The sequence below is a fragment of the Kribbella sp. NPDC049174 genome (assembly GCF_043197365.1).
Lineage (GTDB): Bacteria > Actinomycetota > Actinomycetes > Propionibacteriales > Kribbellaceae > Kribbella.
In genome coordinates, this window is the sequence record NZ_JBICSZ010000005.1 from 312,189 (window position 1) to 331,968 (window position 19,780).

Genomic DNA, 19,780 nt, shown 5'->3' on the forward strand with positions numbered 1-19,780 from the left:
TTCACTGCAGCACAGTCAGTTGAGGCTCGGAGACCAGCCCGAATGCGCGCAGTACGCCGAGCAGCTCGCGGTGGCCGAAGGCCTGGCAGCCACTGGCGAAGCCGACGCGCTTCGGTGGGGTCTGGAGCAGTGAGTACGCCGCATAGGCCTGCAACAGACCGGTCTGCTGGTAGTTGCTGTTGCCGTGGATGACACAGTGCGCCCGGCCGAGTGGACCGGAGGCGTGCACGGAGTCCAGCGACTTGTTGACGCGCGGGTTCTCCCGCGGCGGCATCTGGTTCATCACCTGGCGGGCGGTCTCGGTCAGCGCCGCGTTGCGATCGTCCGGAGCCATGTCCTTGGTGGCTTCGAGTGCGCCTGCGACGATCTGAGGTACGCCGTTCATCAGCGCCGCGTTGAAGACGCCGCCCTGCGCCTTGCAGTTGGCCACTCGTGGATCGCGCTTGAACCAGACCGGATGCGACGTACCGCCCCAGGGCAGTGACAGCGCCAGTTCGTGCTGCCCGGGCACCACCAGCGGCACCAGGCCCTGCTCGGGGAACTCGACGTACGCGTTCTGGTCCAGGTAGTGCGCCTTCGATGTGGCCGCGTTGACCAGGATGGTGCGGGTCGACGCGATCGTCGGACTGCCGCCCCAGAACACCGCGATGTCCAGGGTGTCCAGGCCGGGCTGTTCCAGGCACAGCTGCGCGGCGATCTCGCCAGTGGTGTACATCTGCGCGATACCGGGAGCGAGCAACAGACCGGCCTCGGCGAACTTGGCGCCGTACGTCTCGTCGCAGGTGATCAGCCAGTCCTGCTCGCCGGTGGTGTCGGTGTAGTGCGCACCGGCTGCCAGTGCGGCCTCCACAGCGGCCGGGCCGAGCTCGCTGAACGGGCCGACCGTGTTGAGCACCACCGAGGCGCCCTTGAACAGGTCGGTCAGGGTGGAGACGTCGTGGTCGACGGTCGCGATCTCGTAGTCGGCGGTCTCGATCCCCGCGACGTGGGACTCCATCGACTCCTTCAGCTTGTCCTCGCTGCGGCCGGCGGCCACGAACGGGACGTGGTACTGACGGAGGTACTCACACACCAGCCGGCCGGTGTAGCCGGAGGCGCCGTACACAACTACGGGTTTGTTGGTCATGGGCGATCACATTCCCATTCCGCCATCGACCGGCAGGCCGATGCCGGTGATGAAGCGGGCTTCGTCCGACGCGAGGAAGACGACGGCGTCGGCCATGTCGGTGACCTCGCCGAGCCGGCCGGCCGGGGTCAGCCCGATCACCGCGGCGACCGCTGCCTCGGGGGACTCGAACAGTCCGAGCTGGGCGACGTCGTTGGCCAGGCCCGCGCCCATCGCGGTCGGCACCAGGCCGGGGTAGATGCAGTTGACGCGGACGCCGTACCCGAGTTTGCCGGACTCCATCGCGGCAACGCGGGTCAGCCGGTCGACCGCCGACTTGGTCGCGGAGTAGACCGCGATCCCGGGGAACGCGATGGTCGCGGCGACCGAGGCGACGTTGATGATCGCACCGCCCTGACCGGCCAGTCCGCCCGGCCGCATCGTCCGCAGGCCCCACTTGATCCCGAGCGTGGTGCCGAGCACGTTGACGTCGAGCATCTTGCGGATGTCGTCGGCGGTGACCTCGGTGAGCAGGCTGGTGATCTCGATGCCCGCGTTGTTCACCAGGATGTCCAGGCCGCCGAGGATGTCGTTGGCCGCGACGACCGCGTTCTCCCAGCTGCCCTCGTCGGTGATGTCGTGGGCGACGAAACCGTTGCCGGCGCCGTACTCGCTGTCCAGCGCGTCGGCGACCGCCTCGCCGGTGTCCTTCTGGATGTCGCTGATCACCACTTTGGCCCCGGCCGCCGCGAGTGCTCTCGCCATTCCTTCGCCGAGCCCCTGGGCTCCGCCGGTGACGAGTGCCTTCCGGCCGGAGAGGTCGAGTCCGCCCATCTGAAGCTCCTTTGCTCGAAGGACCGCTGTGCTTCACACTCTGGAGATTCCTTTGACAGTCGTCAAGACTTTGTTGGACAGTTGTCAAGAAATCTCCCGCCGCGGGCAGCGCCCGGGTCCGCGGCGGGGTACATTGACGCCGACGAACCCGGCCGGAGAGAGGGAGTGGCGATGAGCGTGGCCTCGGACGCCGCTGGATCGGACCCTGGATCGGACTCTGCGCCGGATTCTGCGCCGGATTCTGCGCCGGACTCGGGATCGGCCCGCCCCGCCCGGGTCTCGGGGATCGACAAGGTCGAGCGCCGCCGGGTCGCACTGGCGGAGTCGGCGCTGAAGACGCTCGGCGAGCTGGGGTACGCGCGGACCAGCCTGCGGGAGATCGCGAACAACTCCGAGTTCACCCACGGCGTCGTGCACTACTACTTCCGCGACAAGATCGACCTGATCAGCTACTGCGTGCGGCACTACAAGACGAAGTGCGCCCAGCGGTACGACGAAGTGGTCGAGACCGCCGCCTCGGCCGACGAACTGGCCGTCGGTTTCCTGGGCAAGATGACGCAGACGCTGGTCGAAGAGACCCCGATGCACCGGCTCTGGTACGACCTGCGCGCGCAGAGCATGTTCGAGGAGCAGTTGCGCGACGACGTGGTCGCGATCGACCAGCTGCTGGAGCAGATGATCTGGCGCATCCTGACCCGGTACGCCGATCTGGTCGGCGGCACCCCGACCGTCGACGCGCCCACGGCGTACGCGTTGCTCGACGGTCTCTTCGAGCAGGCGGTGGTCGGCTACGCCGCGGATCCGGATCGGGTCCCGGACCAGCTGGCCGATCGGGTCAGCCGAGTCCTGCCGAAACTGATCGCGGCGTAGCCGGACCTGCCTACTCGGCCTGGCAGTTCGCCGTGCAGAGTTTGTCGGTGAGGGTCAGGTGGGTGCCGGGCTCCTCGCTGTCCACCTCGGCCGAGTAGTCGGCTTGCCAGTCGCCGAAGGTCGCCTGACCTGGGGCTGTGCCCTTCTGCTCGCCGAACCAGGCAGCGATCTCCGCGCCTTGGTTGATGTGAGCGAGCTCCAGGGTCTTCGGCAGCACCTTCGCAATCTCGGCCGACGCGGTAGCGACCGGTCCGGCCGCGTGCAGCGACACCACCGGTGGGCGGGGATGCGATCCGGTGAGCACCCAAACCGATGCGGCTCCCGACGTACAGATGGCGTAGGCGGCGTCCGTAGTGCACTTGTAGCCGGCGCTGCCGAGCGCACTGACCACCTGCGCGGCATTGATGGCCGGCAGTGTGGCCGGTGCCGGACCGGACGTTGTTTCAGTTGCCGTCGGCTCAGCGTTACCCGAACAGGCGGTGAGGAGGATCAGGGCGGCCAGGGCGGTGGCGACCCGGTTCAGACCGGCACCTCGATCGCAGCGTCGAGGGCGATGGTGATCATCTCGGAGAACGTCGTCTGCCGCTCCTCGGCGGTCGTCTCCTCCTTGGTGATCAGGTGGTCCGACACCGTCATGATGCCGAGCGCCCGGCGGCCGAACTTCGCCGCCAGCGTGTAGAGCGCGGCGGCCTCCATCTCGATCCCCAGTACGCCGTACTCCGCCGTCCGCGACACCAGGTCGGGGCGGTCGTTGTAGAACAGGTCGCCGGAGAACACCTGGCCGACGTGCACGTTCAGCCCGCCCGCCTCGGCCGCGTCCACGGCGGCGCGCAGCAGCTGGTAGTCGGCCGTCGGCGCGTAGTCGATGCCGTGGAAGCGCAGCCGGTTCATCTGCGAGTCGGTGCTCGCGGACATCGCCACGATGACGTCGCGGACCCGCACGGCCTCGGTCAGCGCACCGCACGTACCGACCCGGATCAGGGTCTGTACGTCGTACTCCGCGAACAGCTCGTGCGCGTAGATGGAGGCGGACGCCTGGCCCATGCCCGAGCCCTGGACGGAGATCCGCTCACCCTTGTAGGTGCCGGTGAACCCGAACATGTTCCGGATCTCGGTGTAGCAGGTCACGTCGGACAGGTAGGTCTCCGCGATCCACTTGGCCCGCAGTGGGTCACCGGGGAACAGCACGCGCGGCGCGATCTGCCCCTTCTCGGCGGCGATGTGAATACTCATGCGGGGATGCTCTCACGCGGCCGGGATATGTTGAGGCATGTGGCCTACTCCATCGCTCCTGGTTCCTTAGCTCTGTCCCGTACCGTGCTGGATCGCGCTGCCGATCGCCGGCGTGACGAGGAGTGGCTGGAGAAGGCGTGGGGTGACCCAGACACCCAGGTGGCGGTTGTCGCCGGTGACAAGTTGCAGGTGAACGCCGAGCGCACCGCACTGAAGCTGGTGCCTCCGTCCGAAGCGCCGGACGGCGTACGGGTCTTCCTGGGCGTGGACCGTGAGTCCGGTGCGGGTCAGACGGCTGACGGCCGCGCGGTGTTCGCCGTACTGGTCAGCACCGAGGCGGACGAGTCGTACGCCGGGCTGCGCGAGCTGGGCGCCGTACTGACCGACCGCGAGGCCGGTATGGCGGTGCACGTGGTCGGTCTGTCCAACTGGCACGGCGTACACACGCACTGCGCCAACTGTGGAGAGCACACGGTGGTGATCGAGGAAGGGCATGTGCGGCAGTGTCCTGAGTGCGGCTTGTCGCACTTCCCGCGCAGCGATCCGGCGATCATCGTGCTCGTCACCGACGACCAGGACCGCGCACTGCTCGGCCGCAACGGTGCCTGGCCGGAGGGGCGCTATTCGACCCTGGCCGGCTTCGTCGAGCCGGGTGAGTCGTTGGAGGCCGCCGTACGACGTGAGGTCCTCGAGGAGACCGGTGTGGTCGTGGGGCCTGAGGTCGTGTACGCCGGCAGCCAGCCGTGGCCGCTGCCGTCCAGCCTGATGCTCGGCTTCTACGCCAAGGCGGCAAGCACCGACATCGAGGTGGACGCCGACGAGATCGCCGAGGCCCGGTGGTTCACCAGGGAGGACCTTCGTGCGCTGGTCGAAGCCGGCACGATGGCCCTCCCCGGCAACATCTCCATCTCCCGCCGCCTGATCGAAGGCTGGTACGGCGAGGAGCTCACCGGCAGCTGGTGATTACCGGCCGACGTCGGAGCGGGCGGCGGCGAGGCGGATCAGAGCGCCCTCCCAGCGTTCCACCGTGCCGGCTCGCTCCAGTTCCCTGACCTTCCGGTCGACCGCAATGACGTAGGCGGCGTGGCTCGGCCACTCCGCCTTGGCATCCGGGAGCACGTCGGTCAGCGTGCAGCCGTACTCCACATGGCGGTTCGTCACGTGGCTGTTGATGTTCCCGGTCCACACTGTCGCCCGGAGGTCCGACTGCGGACACGGGTCAACCGGTGCGGTGTACGAGGCCAGGTTGGTCGGGTTCGTCCAGCCGTCCGGTCGCAGCAGCGTGTAGTACGTGCCGTCCGGGGTCTGCGTGAGCCGGTTGAGACCGTGGTCGCGCAGCATGGTCGACACGCCCCCGAGGCTGTCTACGACGAACAGCCGTCCGCCAGTCACGCCGTACAGGTAGCCGTCCCGCCATGACAATGCACCGTCGTTGGCGCCGGTCCGGCCGCTGAAGACCGGGATCTGCCGCAGTACCGCACCGGTCGTCGGGTTGGCGACGAACACGATGCCGTCCGCCAGGCCCCACAGGTTTCCGTCAGGTCCGATGATCAGCTCGTTGATGCTGGCCGCACCGGGCACGGGTACGACGTCGGTGAGTACGGCACCGTTCGACGGGTCGACCTTGATCAGGTGGGCCTCGGTCGCGGTCGGCTCAGTACCTTGACCGCCCTCGATGCTGGAGCCTGCCCAGAGTCCGGCGCCGACTGGCAGCAATGAGGAGATGGTCTGGTCGGCCACCAGGTTGCGGTACACGGTGAAGGCGCCGGTCGGGACGTCGTACACCGTAAGGGCTCCGCCGTACTCGCCGTACGCCGGTGTGGTGCCGACGTAGACGCTGTTGCCGGCAGGCTTGACCGAGACGGGCCGGTTCTGGTGGTGGCTGTCGACGAGGCTGAAGAGTTCCTTCGGGTTCGTCGGGGTCGCTGGAGCATTCGGATCCCATAGCGACAGCCGGCCGTACGGGTAGATGCCGACGTACATCTTGCCGGTGTTGTCCCAGGCCCAGTCCTCGACCTGGCCCTGGCGGGTGGTGACGGTGGACTTGCCGGTCGCGGGGTCGTAGACCGAGGTCGACCCGTTGAGGTAAGCGTTGACGAAGACCTTCCCGTTCGCGGGGTCCGCGAGTGCGTGCATGAGCGCAACCGGGACGTACTGGAACGGTGAGCTCCACTGTGCGAGCGTGCCGTCCTGTGGGTTGTACCGGAACGTTCCGCCGGAGTAGTTGCCCGCCAAGCCGTACAGCACCTGGCTGCCGTTCTCGGTGACCCAGCCGTAGCCGATCGATGCGCCACGGGTCACCGTGCGGGGCGGTGACACCGGGCCGACGGTGTTCGTGTCCAGGTCGTAGTGGGTCAGGGCGAGTGTGTTGTTGGTGAAGTACACGCCACCCGGACCGGCTGCGGACACACCACGTGCCGCGATCGGGTAGTCCATGACCTGAGTGCCCGTAGTGGCATCCGTGAACTTGACCTGCTCACCGGTGACAGCGTCAACGACGACCAGTCGGCTACTGGCGCTGGCGAAGATGCGACCGCCGGCGTAGTCGAGGTCGATGAAGTCCTTGGCGGTTGTGCCAGGTGGAGTGATGTCCTCGACTTGACGCGTCTCCACGTCGATGCGGAGCAGCCTCGCGTTGGGTGTGGAGATGCCGACGAACAGCTTGTTGTGATCCGGGTCGTACACGGTTGACCGCGCGTACTGCTGCACCGGGTCGAGTGAGCCGTAGTCGGTCACCTGACCGTTCGACGGGTCGTACTTGAAGGCGTGGGCGGTCGGATACGTCCCCGCGTACACGTTGCCGTTCTGGTCCGCGGTGAGGCCGTAGATGACGGACTCACCGGGGATCGGCTGGCCCAGGTCGGTGACGGTGCCTGCGCCCGGGTCGTAGCGGTACAGGTGCGCGTTGGGGTAGGTGCCGACGTACAAGCTGCCGTCGGGCGCCACCACGATCGCCCACGCACCGGCGGCCCCGGCGAGTGGCAGGGCGTGGATCAACTGCCGGGTGTGCAGGTCGACGACGTTGAGCTGGGCGTTCTCACCGGCAGGTACGGCGTACACGACGTCGCGGCCGTCCGGCGTGCGGCCGATGGCGCCCTCCATCACGGTGAGCGAACTGATCGGCGCACCGAGGTCGCGGATCGGATCCTCGGCGGCCGGGCCCATCCGGGTGGCGTCCGGTCTGATCGGACCGACCTCGGAGGGGAACGGATCAGGCCGCTTCGGATCCGGGTCCGCCGCGGCGGTGAGACCACCGGTGGCGAGCAGGCCGAGCGTGACGGCCAGGACGGCGGCGGCGCGGGACAAGGCGTGGCGGAAGTGACGGCGCGGAATCATGGGCGGGCTCCCTGCGGCGTTGTTCCGAGGAAGGTATAACGGTCATGACCGTAATGTCCATAACTTGCGGCCTATGAGCGCGAAAACGGCGCCGGACCCGTCCAGGTCACGGCGCCGTCAGCGGGGGTGAGGGTCAGGCGGCCAGCTTCTCGGCGACCTGGGCCAGCGACGGGTTCGTCATCGCGGTGCCGTCCGGGAAGACCACCGTCGGCACCGTCTGGTTGCCGTTGTTGACCTTCTCGACGATCTTCGCGGCCTCCGGGACCTGCTCGATGTCGACCTCGGTGAACTCGATCCCGGCTCGCTTCAGCTGCCCCTTCAACCGGTGGCAGTAGCCGCACCAGGGGGTCGAGTACATCGTGAATGCCGCCATCGGCTGACTCCGTCTCCCGGGCGGTCGGATTCTGTCCGGCGGCCCGTCTAGGGTTGCTCTCGACGTATCCGAACCCTGACGCAGGTGGTGCTGTTCCCCAATGTCCCCGTCCGTGAGCGATCTCACACGTTCTGCATCCGCGGATGACCTTTTGGAGGCGCTCGACCCCGAGCAGCGGGCGGTGGCGACCTCCCTGAACGGTCCGGTCGTGGTGATGGCGGGAGCCGGGACGGGTAAGACGCGGGCGATCACCCACCGGATCGCGTACGGCGTCCGCACCGCGACGTTCGATCCGCTGCGCGTCCTCGCGGTGACGTTCACCCAACGGGCCGCGGGGGAGATGCGCGGCCGGCTCGCCCAGCTCGGCGTCGAGGGCGTGCAGGCGCGCACGTTCCACTCGGCCGCCCTGCGGCAGGCGAAGTGGTTCTGGCCCAAGGTGTACGGCGGGGAGCTGCCGCCGATCGTGGATCGCAAGTTCCCGCTGCTGACCGAGGCGGCGTCGCGGTGCCGGGTCCGGGTGGACACGCCCGCGCTGCGCGACCTGGCCGGTGAGGTCGAGTGGGCCAAGGTGAGCAACGTCCGGCCGGACGACTACGCGAAGCTCGCGCCGCGCTCGGGCCGGACGCTGGCCGCCTTCGACCCGGCCACGATCGCGCGCGTCTTCGCGGCGTACGAGGACGTGAAGCTGGAGCGTGGGCGGATCGATCTGGAGGACGTGCTGCTGTGCGCGGTCGCGCTGCTCGCGGAGGACGAGCGGGTGGCCGCGGAGATCCGGCGGCAGTACCGGACGTTCGTCGTGGACGAGTACCAGGACGTCAGCCCGCTGCAGCAGAGCCTGCTCGACCTGTGGCTCGGCGGGCGTGAGGACGTCTGTGTGGTCGGGGACCCGGCGCAGACCATCTACTCCTGGGCCGGCGCCGAGCCGGAGAACCTGGTGCGCTTCGCGTCCCGGCATCCGTCCGCGACAGTGATCAAGCTGGTCCGCGACTACCGATCGACCCCGCAGATCGTGGACGTGGCGAACAAGATCCTCGACGCGACCGGTCCGTCCGGGCTGCCGGGGCGGGTGGCGCTGCGGTCGCAGCTGCCGGCCGGTCCGGCTCCGGTCTACCGGGAGTATTCGGATGAGGTCGCCGAAGCCGATGCGGTGGCGCGGGCGATCGCGCGGCTGCGGGACGAGGGGACTCCACTGCGGGACATCGCCGTACTGTTCCGGACGAACGCCCAGTCGGAGAACTACGAGCAGGCGCTGGCCGAGCGGAAGATCCCGGCCGTGCTGAAGGGTGCCGAGCGGTTCTTCGAACGGGCCGAGATCCGGCAGGCCGCCGTACTGCTCCGTGGTCAGGCGAAGGCCGGCGACGTGTCGGACGATCTGGTCGAGGTGGTCAGCGGCGTACTGGGTGGGGCCGGGTGGACGCCGGAGGCGCCGGCCGGGACCGGCGCGGTGCGGGACCGGTGGGAGTCGCTGAGCGCGCTGGTGACGATGACCTCGGACTTCGCTTCGGCCAACCCGACGGCTCGGCTGGCCGATCTGATGGCGGAGCTCGATCGGCGGGCGTCGATTCAGCACGCGCCGCTGGCCGAGGGGGTCACGCTGGCGACGCTGCACGCGGCCAAGGGCCTGGAGTGGGCCTGTGTCTTCATCGCGGGCGCGCACGAGGGGACGCTGCCGATCAGCTACGCCCAGACGCCGGCGCAGGTGGAGGAAGAGCGGCGGCTGTTCTATGTCGGCGTGACGCGGGCGAAGCAGCAGCTCCACGTCAGCTGGTCGACCTCACGCTCCCCGGGCGGGCGCGGTCAGCGCGGTCCGACTCGCTTCCTCGACCCTCTCAATGTGCGGACGGCGTCGCGGCCGACCGCGTGGGAGCCGGCAGCCGAGCGGTCGGAGCGCTCGTCTCGGGCGGGCCGGCCGATCCCCAAGTGCCGGGTCTGTGGCCGTGGCCTGCTCGACCCCGGCGCCCGGAAGCTCGGCCGCTGCGAGGACTGCCCGTCCTCGATCGACCAGGAGCTGTACGACGCCCTGGTCGCCTGGCGGACCGAGCAGGCGGCGTCCGAGAGCATGCCCGCCTTCGTCATCCTCACCGACGCCACCCTGACCGCGATCGCCGAGACCCGCCCCACCGACGAGCAGTCGCTGCGCCGGATCCCGGGCATCGGCCACACCAAGATCACCAAGTACGCGGAGCCCATCCTCAACCTCTGCATCCGCTGACCGGCCTGCCCGATCAGGCAGCCTCGGCGGCCGGACCGAGAAATGTGTTGCCAGGCAGGCCTGCGGAGGCGCATGGTGGAGGACGTGCCGCATTCTGCTGACGGCAGACGTGGCATTTAGGTGACAGAGGCAACGATCCCGGAGCGTGCGGATGACGTCCCGGAGCGTGCTGGAAGACTGTGGTGGCAGCCAGTTTCGGCCACCGTCGCGGCAACTTCCGGCCAACTTCGCGAACTGGCGTTAAATAGTTTGCGGGCTCCGCTGGGGACGGCGTACTGTTCTTTCTGCGGTCGAAGCCTGGCCGAAAACTTCAAACAACCATAGCGATCGAGCTAACCGCCCGCTTCGCCACAACGAGAGGAGGTGCCCTGGAATGAACATCAACACGGTCAAGAAGCCGTTCAGCGACGTTGCCGCGCTGCCGTGCGCCCCGATTCAGGGTGCCTCGCCGCGCCTGCACGGCGCGACCGTTGTGCTCATGGCTTCCGGCGCTGCCCAGATCAAGGGCGGAGCTGTCGGCGATGTGAAGTACGGCGGTTCGGGTTCTCGAGCATGGAGTCCACCGGTCTGACAGACGTCAGAGCCGGCACCTCCAAGGCCGCGGAACCCGAAAAGGGTCCCGCGGCCCTTTTGTTTGTCAGCACAGATTTGGCGGCCATCAACCGTTGGCCGTCACGGACGACAAGAGATCAGCAACCAAAAGTCACTGGGAGGTGACCGGAATGAGCGTGAGCTTCCTCGATGTCTTCACCGAGGTGGCCTCGTCGCAGGACCTGCCCTGTCGGTCCTACGCGCCAGAACTCTTCTTCGCCGAATCGCCGGCGGATGTCGAGTACGCCAAGTCTCTTTGCACCACCTGCCCGCTGAAGGCCGAGTGCCTGGCCGGAGCGCTCGAGCGTTCCGAGCCGTGGGGAGTGTGGGGCGGTGAGCTGTTCGTCCAGGGTGTGGTGGTTCCGCGCAAGCGGCCCCGTGGGCGTCCCCGTAAGAGCGACACCGTAACCGCGGCCTGACGTACCCGACCCGAATCGAGACTCCAAGACCATGACGACCCAGACTTGTTACAGGAGAACTGAGATGCATTTACTCAACGAAGATCTCGCCCGTGCTCATTGTCGTTCCAAACTGGAGGACGCAGAGCAGAACCGGCGCTTCTACCTCGCTCGCCAGATGCAGCGTGCGCAGAAGCAGGCCGAGCGGGCCAGCCGGCGAGCGGAGAGGGCCAGCGCACGTGCGCGCCTCGCGCTTGCCCGCCTGGTCTGATCCACCAGAAACCAGGCCCGCCCGGCCGGTCCGCAAGGGAGGACCGGCCAGGCAGGGCTGACAGCCTGACCAGCTGAATCACCGAGGGGCGGCCGCCATCAGGAGGCCGCCCCTCGTCATGCCCGCGGACTGGACCAGACCTCTTCCGCGGCGTGGACGACCCAGCGCATGCTGGGAGCCGAGGGCCGGGGCCACGGGGGTGACGGCCCGGGGGGAGGTGCACACTGATGCGCGTGATCAGAGCTACTTGTTCGTTGTGTGGTCAGCAGGCGGAGACCGAAGAGGCGCCGCTGACCTGGCTGACCTCGGTGGAGAACGGCCGGAAGCTGTTGTACTGCGACCGCTGCACCCGGGAGAACGTCCGTGCCATCGAGGGGAAGCTGGACCCCGTCTACTGGTGAGAAACATCTGAACCGGATGTCGATCCGGCGGTGATCCGTCCGACGCAGGAGTGAAGGCAGGTACTCCAGCGGAAGGACCGGACCAATGACAGTCACCGAGAGCGCGGCCGGAACCATCAGCCGGCGGCAGTGGATCGGGCTGGCCGTGTTGTCACTCGCCACGCTGCTGGTGTCGCTGGACCTGTTCGTGATGCTGCTGGCGGTGCCGGCGGTGACCGAGGCCCTCGGCGCGACCGGCAGCCAGCAGCTGTGGATCCTGGACGTGTACGGGTTCATGGTGGCCGGGCTGATGATCACCATGGGCAACCTGGGTGACCGGATCGGCCGGCGCCGCCTGCTGCTGGCCTCGGCGGCCGTCTTCGGGGTGGCTTCGGTCGTGGCGGCGTACTCGACCAGTCCCGGGATGCTGATCGGCGCCCGGGCGGTGCTCGGTGTCGCGGGCGCGGCGATCGCGCCGTGCACGCTGTCGCTGATCTCCACGCTGTTCCCGGACGCACGGCAGCGGGCGACCGCGCTGGGCGTGTGGGCGGGCTGCTTCACCGTCGGTGCGGTTGTCGGCCCGATCGCCGGTGGCGTGCTGCTGGACCACTTCTGGTGGGGCTCGGCGTTCCTGATCGGCGTACCGGCGATGGCGGTGCTGCTGGCGGTCGGGCCGTTCCTGCTGCCGGAGTACCGCGACGAGAAGGCGGGCCGCATCGACGTACCGAGTGTGGTGCTGTCGCTGGCCGCGATCCTGCCGGCGATCCACGGGCTGAAGCAGCTGGCCTCGCACGGCGTGAGTACGACGGCCGTCGGCGGTCTGATCGTGGGTGCGGTGTTCGGCGGGGTCTTCGTACGGCGGCAGCGTCGGCTCGCGGACCCGTTGGTCGACGTACGGCTGTTCTCCCGGCTGACCTTCTCAGTGACGTTGGGCAGCATGATGACGTACTCGATGCTGTCGGGCGGTGTGATGGTCTTCGTCGCGCAGTACTTCCAGCTGGTGCAGGGGATGACCCCGCTGACCGCCGGTATCGCGCTGGTGCCCGGCATGGTCACCTCGACGGTCGCCTTCCAGCTGGCGCCGCGGGTGGCCCGCCGGATCCGTCCTGGCGTGCTGATCCCGGCTGGCATCGCGTTCACGATCGTCGGCATGGCTGTGATGACCCAGGCGACGTCTACCGCCGTACTGGTGGTCGCCTTCGCGGTGGAGTGCGTGGGTGCTGCTCCGCTGGTGACACTGGGCACCAACCTGGTGATCGGCTCGGTGCCGCCGGAGAAGGCTGGTGCGGCCGGTGCGCTGACTCAGACGAGTAACGAGTTCGGGTACGCACTGGGCATCGCCGTACTGGGCAGTGTGGTCACCGCGGTGTACCGCAGCCAGATGGACGGGCAGGGCGGCAGTTCACTGGGTGAGGCCGTCGGCGGCGGGGTGCCGGCCGCCGTACTGGACGCGGCGCGCGACGCCTTCACCGACGGGCTGCACGTGGCTGCGGGGATCACAGCGGCCGCTCTGACGGTCATCAGCGTGCTGCTGGCCCGCACGCTCCGCTCTGAGCCGGCCCTGGGGTCAGGCGTGGGCTCAGACTCGAGTGAAGCCCGGTAGGAACTCGTCCAGGACCGAGCTGAACGGCGCCTCGGCCTCCAGCTGGGACAGTACGGCGACGCCGCCGATCCAGACCCGGTGGATCAGCAGGTACGACGGCGGCAGGTTGAGCTTGAACGCCAGCGACGCGCTGGGCGAGCGGAAGTCACTGGTCCGGTTCGCCTGGGCCCGCATCCAGGCGCGGCTGAACTGGAACATCTCGGCCCGGGCCGGCTCCGCGAACGGCGCCAGGTAGTCCATCAGTTGCTCCGGATCGATCTCCATCCGCGGCTTGATGAACCCCTCGGCCCGGAGTCCGTCGCGGACCGCGATCCCGTCGCCCTGGAGCGAGATCGTCAGCAGCCGGCCGATCGCGGGTGGCAACCCGTCCGGCAGCCGGGCGCAGAGCCCGAAGTCGACCACGCCGAGGCGTCCGTCCGGCATCACCCGGAAGTTCCCCGGATGCGGGTCGGAGTGCAGCAGACCGGCCAGCTTGGGCCCGCTGAACATGAACCGGACGTACTTCAGCCCGATCTCGTCTCGCTCCTGCTTGGTGCCGTCGGTGATGACCGACGACAGCGGCCGGCCCTCGATCCACTCCGACACGATGACGCTCGGGGAGTGCTTGATGACCCGGGGGACGACGAACTCCTCGTGGTCCTTGAAGGCGTCGGCGTACTGCTGCTGCGCCTGCGCCTCGCGGTCGTAGTCGAGCTCCTCGCCGATCCGCTCCTGCAACTCGGCGACCAGCGGCTTCATGTCGAGCCCGGGGACCAGCGTGCCGAAGGTGCGGGCGAACCGGCCGAGCTGGCGCAGGTCCGCACGGAGCGCTTCGGCGGCGCCCGGGTACTGCAGCTTGACCGCGACCTCGCGGCCGTCCTTGAGCGTGCCGCGGTGCACCTGGCCGATCGACGCGGCGGCCGCGGGCAGGTCGTCGAACTCCTCGAACCGGTCCCGCCAGCGCTTGCCCAGCTCACGGTTCAGGATCGTGTGCACGGTCGAGGCCGGCATCGGTGGGGCGGAGTCCTGCAGCTTGGTCAGGGTCGCCCGGTACGGCGCCGCGAGCTCCTCCGGCATCGCCGACTCCATCAGGCTGAGCATCTGCCCGAACTTCATCGCGCCGCCCTTGAGCTCACCCAGGACGGCGAACAACTGGTCGGCGGTCCGGCGCTGGAACTCCGCCATCACGGTCTCGGCCGGCGCTCCGCCGATCCGCTTGCCGAGCCCGACCGTCGCCCGGCCGGCGGCACCGAGCGGCAGGCTGGCGAGCTTCGCGGTCCGGCTCAGCGCTTTGCGGGGAAGGTCCGACACCCTCCCATTCTGTCGGGTCGCCCAAGCGGGGGCCCGGCCGGGTCACCCGCATGTCTTCCCGGGTACGGCGGTGGGCTGCCGGCGCGGCGCGTCAGGCCGGCGCACGGGCGGTGCGGAACGACGAAGGGCGGTGACGGACCCACCGGGTCCACCACCGCCCCACGACTTGGTGCGTCAGGCCTTGCCGAGGATCCGGTTCAGGTTCGTACCGCACTCGGGGCACTTGGCCTTGGCCATGCGCGTGCCCTTGTCGTTGACCTTGACCTCGCCGTCGGCGGTGCGCTTGGCCTTGCACTTGACGCAGTAGAACTCGCCGCTCCAGGTCTCTGCCATGAGGGCCCTCTCCTTGCTTCTGAATACCAGCCCGGGTTCTCGCCCCAGGCCGTCGTGGATGCTAACGGCAGACCGTCCTGCCGTAGGCCGTTCGGCCCAGTCGGGATTCACCCTACGGCAGCCAGGCGCACGCTCAAGCGCACCTCCCGGCCCGCGCGCCGCTTGGTCTCCCAGAGGAAAGCCCTTTCCGGACCCTCCGGCAGCACAGAGCAGGCTCCCGGGTGTCCGCCTTCGGAACCGCTCGGCTTCCCCTCCGAACGGCCCCGGAGGCGATCCGGGAGCCTGCTGACGTCGACGCTAGGAGGCGTGGGCGGTGCAGGCAAGGGCCCGTTGTCCACCCCTGTGGATAACCCTGTGTGCAACCTGTGGGACGCGCCGCCGGGCACTGTGGACGGGCGGGGGAACAGGATGTGAACAACCGGAGTCGACCGGCCCAAGATCTGGCGTCTGACCTGCGGAAACGTCGATGCACAGGATGTGGACGGAAGAAAGTTGTCGGATTCGGGGGGTACATTTTTGACCCATGGCCGACTCTCCACCGCGCCCGATCCCGCCGTATGTGGATATCCGACGCAGCAAGCGGCGCAAGCGGACCGTCAGCGCCTACCGGGACGGCGAGCGGGTGGTCGTGCTGATGCCCGACCGGCTGTCCGCCGCGGAGGAGGCGCGCTGGGTCGAGACCATGCTGGCGCGACTGGAGAAGCAGCGCAGCCGTTCCCGCGTGTCGGACGAAAAATTGTTGGCCAGAGCACACGAACTCGCGTGTCGTCACCTCCCCGAAGTGCCCGAACCTGCGTCAGTCAGGTGGGTTTCGAACCAAAACAGACGGTGGGGATCCTGCACTCCGGCGGACCGATCGATCCGTTTGTCGACTCGTCTGCAGTCGATGCCCGCCTGGGTGGTCGACTACGTGCTCATCCACGAGCTGGCCCATCTGATCGAGCCGGCCCACAACGCCGCCTTCTGGGCCCTGGTCCACCGCTACCCCAAAGCCGAGCGCGCCGAGGGCTACCTGGAGGGCATCTCCGCCGCCTCCTCCCTCAACCTCGAGGACTTCTGAGCCGAGGGCTGAGGGGCGCCTCGCCCAACCCCAGCCGCTGTTGCCTGCCCGCCGCCGGTCACCTCGCAGCCGATCTGCAAGGCGCCGGTGGGAGCTACCCGCACCCGTCCGCTCACGCTGCGGTAGCGGCCCTGGGGTGCACCCCCAGCAGGGTGTGGCTGGCCGCAGGGGAGGGGTGGGGTTTACCTCAGGGTGAACTCGGTGGCTTCCTGCATGGTGGCGACCACCCTCCAGCGACGAGGCTTTTGAGTCGTAGCCAGCGCCGCGCCAGGCAGTGCTGGGTGGGGCGCCAGAGGGGGCGCAGAGGGGCAGGGAACGTATGGCCAGGGGACAGATCACGGTCCGGGCGGCGCGCTGGAGTGCCACCCATCCGTGGCGGGCGATCGCGATGTGGGTGGTGCTCGTGATCGCCTGTTTCGCACTCGGCTCGGCAACCGGCACCAAGGAGTCCGACGGCGAAGGCGACATCGGCGAGGTGACCCGGGCCGACAACATCGTCAAGTCCGGCAACTTCGCCGACCCGGATGTGGAGAGTGTGCTGATCACCGCACCGTCCGGGACACTCGACCAGGCCGAGGCGGCCAAGGCGGCCGGCGTCGTGATCGAGCGGATGCGCGCCCTCGGTGGGGTCGCGGAGGTCGCTCAGCCGATGCCCTCGCCGAACAAAGACGCCCTGATCGTCAGGGTCACCCTGAAGGACGGCACCGATGACAACCGCGTACAGCCGCTGCTCGACACCACCGCCCAGGTCCAGCAGCAGTATCCGAACCTCCGGATCGAGGAGGTCGGCGGCCTGTCCATCGGCAAGGCTCTGGACGAGACGCTCGGCAAGGACTTCAAGCGCGCGGAGATGTTCAGCCTGCCCGTGACACTGGCGATTCTCTTGGTCGCGTTCGGCGCACTCATCGCGGCCTCGGTGCCGCTGGTGCTGGCGCTGTCCGCGGTCGCCGCCGCGATCGGTCTGTCCGCAGCGGCCTCGCAGCTGGTCCCCGCGGTCGACGCGGTGAACAGCGTGATCCTGCTGATCGGGATGGCGGTCGGCGTCGACTACTCGCTCTTCTACCTCCGCCGCGAACGTGAGGAGCGCGCCAAGGGTCGCGGTCACGTCGACGCGGTCGAGATCGCTGCCGCCACGTCGGGTCACGCCGTCGTCGTCTCCGGTGTCGCGGTGATCATCTCGATGGCCGGGTTGTTCCTGGCCCGCGACGCGGTGTTCTCGTCCTTCGCGGTCGGCTCGATCCTGGTCGTCGCGGTGGCCGTCGTCGGCTCGCTGACCGTGCTCCCCGCCGTACTGGCGAAGCTCGGTCGCTGGGTGGACCGTCCGCGGATCCCGTTCGTCTGGCGGCTGACCGCGAGCAAGGGCAAGCCGCGGTTCTGGCCGGCCATGCTGAAGCCGGCGCTCAAGCACCCGGTCGCCACGCTGCTGGTCTCGGTCACCGCACTGCTCGCGGTTGCGTCGCCCGCACTGGGGATGACGCTGAAGTTCCCGGGCACCGAGGATCTGCCGCGCGACACCGCGGTGATGAAGGCGTACGACCGGCTCACGGCAGCGTTCCCGAGCACGGGCACCAGCCACGAGGTCGCCGTTCGCGCTCCGGCCGACCAGCAGCCGGCGGTGAAGGCCGCCCTGGCCGAGCTGAACAAGCTCACTCAGAACGACAAGCTCTACGCGCAGGACGGTCTCGAGGAGCCGCGGATCTCCAAGGACGGCACGGTCACGGTCGTGGAGGTTGCCACGCCGTACGAGGGTGGTAGCCAGGAGGCGCGCGACTCGCTGACCAAGCTGCGCAACGAACTGATGCCGGAGACTTTCGGCAAGGTGCCGGGCGCCGAGTACGCCGTCGGTGGCTTCGTGGCCGCGGACGTCGACTATGCGGCCCACACGAAGGCGAAGCTGCCGCTGGTGATCGGGTTCGTGCTGCTGCTGACGATGATCGTGATGATGGTGACGTTCCGGTCCGTGGTGGTCGCGCTCACCGCGATCTTCCTGAACGTGCTGAGCGCGGGAGCGGCGTACGGAGTGGTGACCGCGGTCTTCCAGAACACCTGGGCCGAAGGGATTCTCGACTTCCGGTCGAACGGTGCGGTGGTCTCCTGGTTGCCGTTGTTCCTCTTCGTGGTGCTGTTCGGCCTGTCGATGGACTACCACGTGTTCGTCGTCAGCCGGATCCGTGAGGCGGTGCTCCGCGGCGTACCGACCAAGCAGGCCGTTGCCGAAGGCATCACCGGCTCCGCGGGTGTGGTGACCAGCGCGGCCGCCGTCATGATCGGTGTCTTCGCGGTCTTCGCCACGCTGAGCACGTTGGACATGAAGCAGCTGGGTGTCGGCCTGGCGGTCGCGATCCTGATCGACGCGACGATCATCCGGGCGGTCGTCCTGCCGAGCATGATGACCCTGCTGGGCAACGCCAACTGGTGGGCGCCGAAGTGGCTCCGTGGCAAGCAGGCCAACCACGCGGCCCCGGCCGCCCCGCGCGAGGAGGAGCGCGAGCTGACCCCGGTCGGCTGAGTTGTAGCGATTCGAGCGCCTCACCCAGCCGCAGCCGGGTGAGGCGCTCGCCGCTATTTCGGTGGTGGTTTCGTAACGGCGGCGGGTAGCGTCCTTCGCCCCGGGCAAGGAGGCGGTGTGGAGCAGCGAGCCGAGATGCTGGCCGAGTTGGCGGAGCTGGTGCTGGCGGTTGATCGTCCGCATCCGGTGCGGGTTGCGATCGACGGATGTTCGGCGGCGGGCAAGACCACGCTGGCGGACGAGCTGGCGCAGGTACTGCGGGATCGCACCGAGCGCGAGGTCATCCGGGCCGAGATCGACTACTTCAAGCGTGCGGTCGAGCTACGTACGGCGTACCCGGTGGACTCGCCGGAGGGCTACTACCTCGACACCTGGGACAACGAGGCCATCCGCGACCGGCTGCTGATTCCGCTCGGACCAGACGGCGATCGCCGCTACACGACCGCGATCATGGACCCGTCTGCTCAGACCGCCCTCGACACTTCTCTTGCGGTGGCGGCCGACGATGCCGTCCTGCTGGCCGACGGTGCGTTCCTCCAACGGCCAGAGCTTGACGCCTACTGGGACCTGCGCGTCTACGTGGACATCACCTTCGACGAAGTGCTCCGGCGTGGCATCGTCCGCGACCAAGCCTGGATGTCGTCGCCTGAAGCGGCCGAACACCGCTACCGCACGAAGTACATCCCCGGCGAACGCCTTTACGTCGACCAGATTCAGCCGCAGACCCGGGCCCAGCTCGTCCTGAACAACCAGGACCCGGCCAACCCAAAGCTCACCGTTCGCGCCTGACCTCAGCCGAGGTGTTGGCGGGCTCGGTGGGTGGCGGCTTTGACCCGGCTTTGGCACTGCGGCGAGCAGAAGCGGCGTTGGGCGTTGCGGGAGACGTCGACGAAGACGCGGTCGCAGTGCGGCGCCGCGCAGACACCGAGTCGGCCGGCAAGGTCGCTGCCGAGGGCGATGGCGAGGCCGGCCGCGCAGCCGGCGGCCCAGCCGTTGGCCAGCTCGTCGTTCGGTCCGTGGAAGTGAAGACTCCACGGTCGGTCCTTGCCGCGGTCCAGTTGCGGTCGCGCGTTGGTGTCGATCAGCAGCGCGTTGACCTCTGTCGCGGCCCGGTCGAGGTCCCCGGTGTGAGCCGCCTCGAACACGATCCGCATCCGGCCGGCGAGCTCCGTGAGCCGTCGCGCATCAGCCCTGGGGACAGACGGCCGCGGATACCCGATGGCCGCCAGCGATTCCCCGACGGCTTGTGACTCGTCGGCGGGCGCGGCGACCGGGGAGCCGCCGGAATAGCCCGGTGTCAGCCGGTTCACGTACTCCACAGCAGCCGCCAGCACGTTCTTCGTGTGACTATCAAAAGACACTTGACCAGTCATGCCATCTCT

Annotated in this window: 20 protein-coding genes; 11 read left to right on the forward strand and 9 right to left on the reverse strand. The window is 68.5% G+C overall.

Annotation, left to right across the window (positions count from 1 at the left end):
- Nucleotide 1 precedes the first annotated feature (1 nt).
- Both ACGFIF_RS26520 and ACGFIF_RS26525 read right to left on the reverse strand, forming a co-directional pair.
- Nucleotides 2-1,126: a DUF5938 domain-containing protein gene (locus ACGFIF_RS26520; protein WP_393158104.1), complete on the reverse strand. Its 1,125-nt coding sequence runs from the start codon at nucleotides 1,124-1,126 to the stop codon at nucleotides 2-4.
- Between the two features lie 6 nt (nucleotides 1,127-1,132).
- Nucleotides 1,133-1,939 carry an SDR family NAD(P)-dependent oxidoreductase gene (locus tag ACGFIF_RS26525; protein ID WP_393158105.1) on the reverse strand — a complete coding sequence of 269 codons (807 nt, stop codon included), beginning with the start codon at nucleotides 1,937-1,939 and terminating at the stop codon, nucleotides 1,133-1,135.
- A 171-nt stretch (nucleotides 1,940-2,110) separates the two neighbouring features.
- Between ACGFIF_RS26525 and ACGFIF_RS26530 the strand changes: the two genes are divergently transcribed.
- Nucleotides 2,111-2,809 (forward strand): TetR/AcrR family transcriptional regulator, encoded by a 699-nt coding sequence (locus ACGFIF_RS26530; protein WP_393158107.1) that lies wholly within the window; start codon nucleotides 2,111-2,113, stop codon nucleotides 2,807-2,809.
- Nucleotides 2,810-2,819: 10 nt separating this feature from the next.
- On the opposite strand, the gene ACGFIF_RS26535 is transcribed toward ACGFIF_RS26530, so the two are convergent.
- Both ACGFIF_RS26535 and deoD read right to left on the reverse strand, forming a co-directional pair.
- Nucleotides 2,820-3,200, reverse strand: coding sequence for a hypothetical protein (locus ACGFIF_RS26535; RefSeq protein ID WP_393158109.1), 381 nt, complete (start codon nucleotides 3,198-3,200; stop codon nucleotides 2,820-2,822).
- 128 nt (nucleotides 3,201-3,328) lie between these two features.
- A complete protein-coding gene (deoD, locus tag ACGFIF_RS26540; protein WP_393158110.1) occupies nucleotides 3,329-4,042 on the reverse strand; it encodes a purine-nucleoside phosphorylase in 714 nt (237 codons plus the stop codon).
- A 39-nt stretch (nucleotides 4,043-4,081) separates the two neighbouring features.
- Between deoD and nudC the strand changes: the two genes are divergently transcribed.
- Complete coding sequence (gene nudC / locus ACGFIF_RS26545; RefSeq protein WP_393158112.1) at nucleotides 4,082-5,005, forward strand: NAD(+) diphosphatase; 924 nt, start codon at nucleotides 4,082-4,084, stop codon at nucleotides 5,003-5,005.
- Here nudC and ACGFIF_RS26550 read toward each other — a convergent pair whose 3' ends face one another.
- Nucleotides 5,006-7,378: a hypothetical protein gene (locus ACGFIF_RS26550; RefSeq protein WP_393158113.1), complete on the reverse strand. Its 2,373-nt coding sequence runs from the start codon at nucleotides 7,376-7,378 to the stop codon at nucleotides 5,006-5,008.
- 133 nt (nucleotides 7,379-7,511) lie between these two features.
- Nucleotides 7,512-7,751 carry a mycoredoxin gene (locus ACGFIF_RS26555; protein WP_167207319.1) on the reverse strand — a complete coding sequence of 80 codons (240 nt, stop codon included), beginning with the start codon at nucleotides 7,749-7,751 and terminating at the stop codon, nucleotides 7,512-7,514.
- A 100-nt stretch (nucleotides 7,752-7,851) separates the two neighbouring features.
- On the opposite strand from ACGFIF_RS26555, the gene ACGFIF_RS26560 reads away from it, so the two are divergent.
- From ACGFIF_RS26560 to ACGFIF_RS26585, 6 genes are all read left to right on the forward strand, one after another.
- Nucleotides 7,852-9,963: an ATP-dependent DNA helicase UvrD2 gene (locus ACGFIF_RS26560; RefSeq protein ID WP_393158114.1), complete on the forward strand. Its 2,112-nt coding sequence runs from the start codon at nucleotides 7,852-7,854 to the stop codon at nucleotides 9,961-9,963.
- A gap of 373 nt (nucleotides 9,964-10,336) precedes the next feature.
- Entirely contained in the window at nucleotides 10,337-10,534 is a 198-nt protein-coding gene (locus ACGFIF_RS26565; protein ID WP_393158116.1) for a hypothetical protein, read from the forward strand.
- A gap of 151 nt (nucleotides 10,535-10,685) precedes the next feature.
- Nucleotides 10,686-10,973 (forward strand): WhiB family transcriptional regulator, encoded by a 288-nt coding sequence (locus tag ACGFIF_RS26570; protein WP_132151798.1) that lies wholly within the window; start codon nucleotides 10,686-10,688, stop codon nucleotides 10,971-10,973.
- A 64-nt stretch (nucleotides 10,974-11,037) separates the two neighbouring features.
- Nucleotides 11,038-11,223 (forward strand): hypothetical protein, encoded by a 186-nt coding sequence (locus ACGFIF_RS26575; protein ID WP_393158117.1) that lies wholly within the window; start codon nucleotides 11,038-11,040, stop codon nucleotides 11,221-11,223.
- Nucleotides 11,224-11,450: 227 nt separating this feature from the next.
- Nucleotides 11,451-11,624, forward strand: coding sequence for a hypothetical protein (locus ACGFIF_RS26580; RefSeq protein WP_393158119.1), 174 nt, complete (start codon nucleotides 11,451-11,453; stop codon nucleotides 11,622-11,624).
- Nucleotides 11,625-11,709: 85 nt separating this feature from the next.
- Nucleotides 11,710-13,206: an MFS transporter gene (locus ACGFIF_RS26585; protein ID WP_393158121.1), complete on the forward strand. Its 1,497-nt coding sequence runs from the start codon at nucleotides 11,710-11,712 to the stop codon at nucleotides 13,204-13,206.
- Here ACGFIF_RS26585 and ACGFIF_RS26590 read toward each other — a convergent pair.
- Nucleotides 13,183-14,496, reverse strand: a complete 1,314-nt coding sequence (locus ACGFIF_RS26590; protein ID WP_393158122.1) for an ABC1 kinase family protein — start codon at nucleotides 14,494-14,496, stop codon at nucleotides 13,183-13,185. The two genes, ACGFIF_RS26585 and ACGFIF_RS26590, sit on opposite strands and share 24 nt — an antisense overlap.
- A 174-nt stretch (nucleotides 14,497-14,670) precedes the next feature.
- A complete protein-coding gene (locus tag ACGFIF_RS26595; protein WP_012922897.1) occupies nucleotides 14,671-14,829 on the reverse strand; it encodes a DUF5679 domain-containing protein in 159 nt (52 codons plus the stop codon).
- A gap of 523 nt (nucleotides 14,830-15,352) precedes the next feature.
- Here ACGFIF_RS26595 and ACGFIF_RS26600 point away from each other — a divergent pair.
- The 3 genes from ACGFIF_RS26600 to ACGFIF_RS26610 all read left to right on the forward strand — a co-directional run bounded on the left by ACGFIF_RS26600 (nucleotide 15,353) and on the right by ACGFIF_RS26610 (nucleotide 19,187).
- On the forward strand, nucleotides 15,353-15,889 hold the full coding sequence (locus ACGFIF_RS26600; protein ID WP_337009356.1) for a YgjP-like metallopeptidase domain-containing protein: 537 nt from the start codon (nucleotides 15,353-15,355) through the stop codon (nucleotides 15,887-15,889).
- Between the two features lie 319 nt (nucleotides 15,890-16,208).
- Nucleotides 16,209-18,398, forward strand: a complete 2,190-nt coding sequence (locus ACGFIF_RS26605) for an MMPL family transporter (RefSeq protein ID WP_393158124.1) — start codon at nucleotides 16,209-16,211, stop codon at nucleotides 18,396-18,398.
- 117 nt (nucleotides 18,399-18,515) lie between these two features.
- Nucleotides 18,516-19,187, forward strand: a complete 672-nt coding sequence (locus ACGFIF_RS26610) for a uridine kinase (RefSeq protein ID WP_393158126.1) — start codon at nucleotides 18,516-18,518, stop codon at nucleotides 19,185-19,187.
- A gap of 2 nt (nucleotides 19,188-19,189) precedes the next feature.
- Here the strand turns inward: ACGFIF_RS26610 and ACGFIF_RS26615 are convergent, their stop codons facing one another.
- Complete coding sequence (locus ACGFIF_RS26615; protein WP_393158128.1) at nucleotides 19,190-19,771, reverse strand: CGNR zinc finger domain-containing protein; 582 nt, start codon at nucleotides 19,769-19,771, stop codon at nucleotides 19,190-19,192.
- Nucleotides 19,772-19,780: the final 9 nt, after the last annotated feature.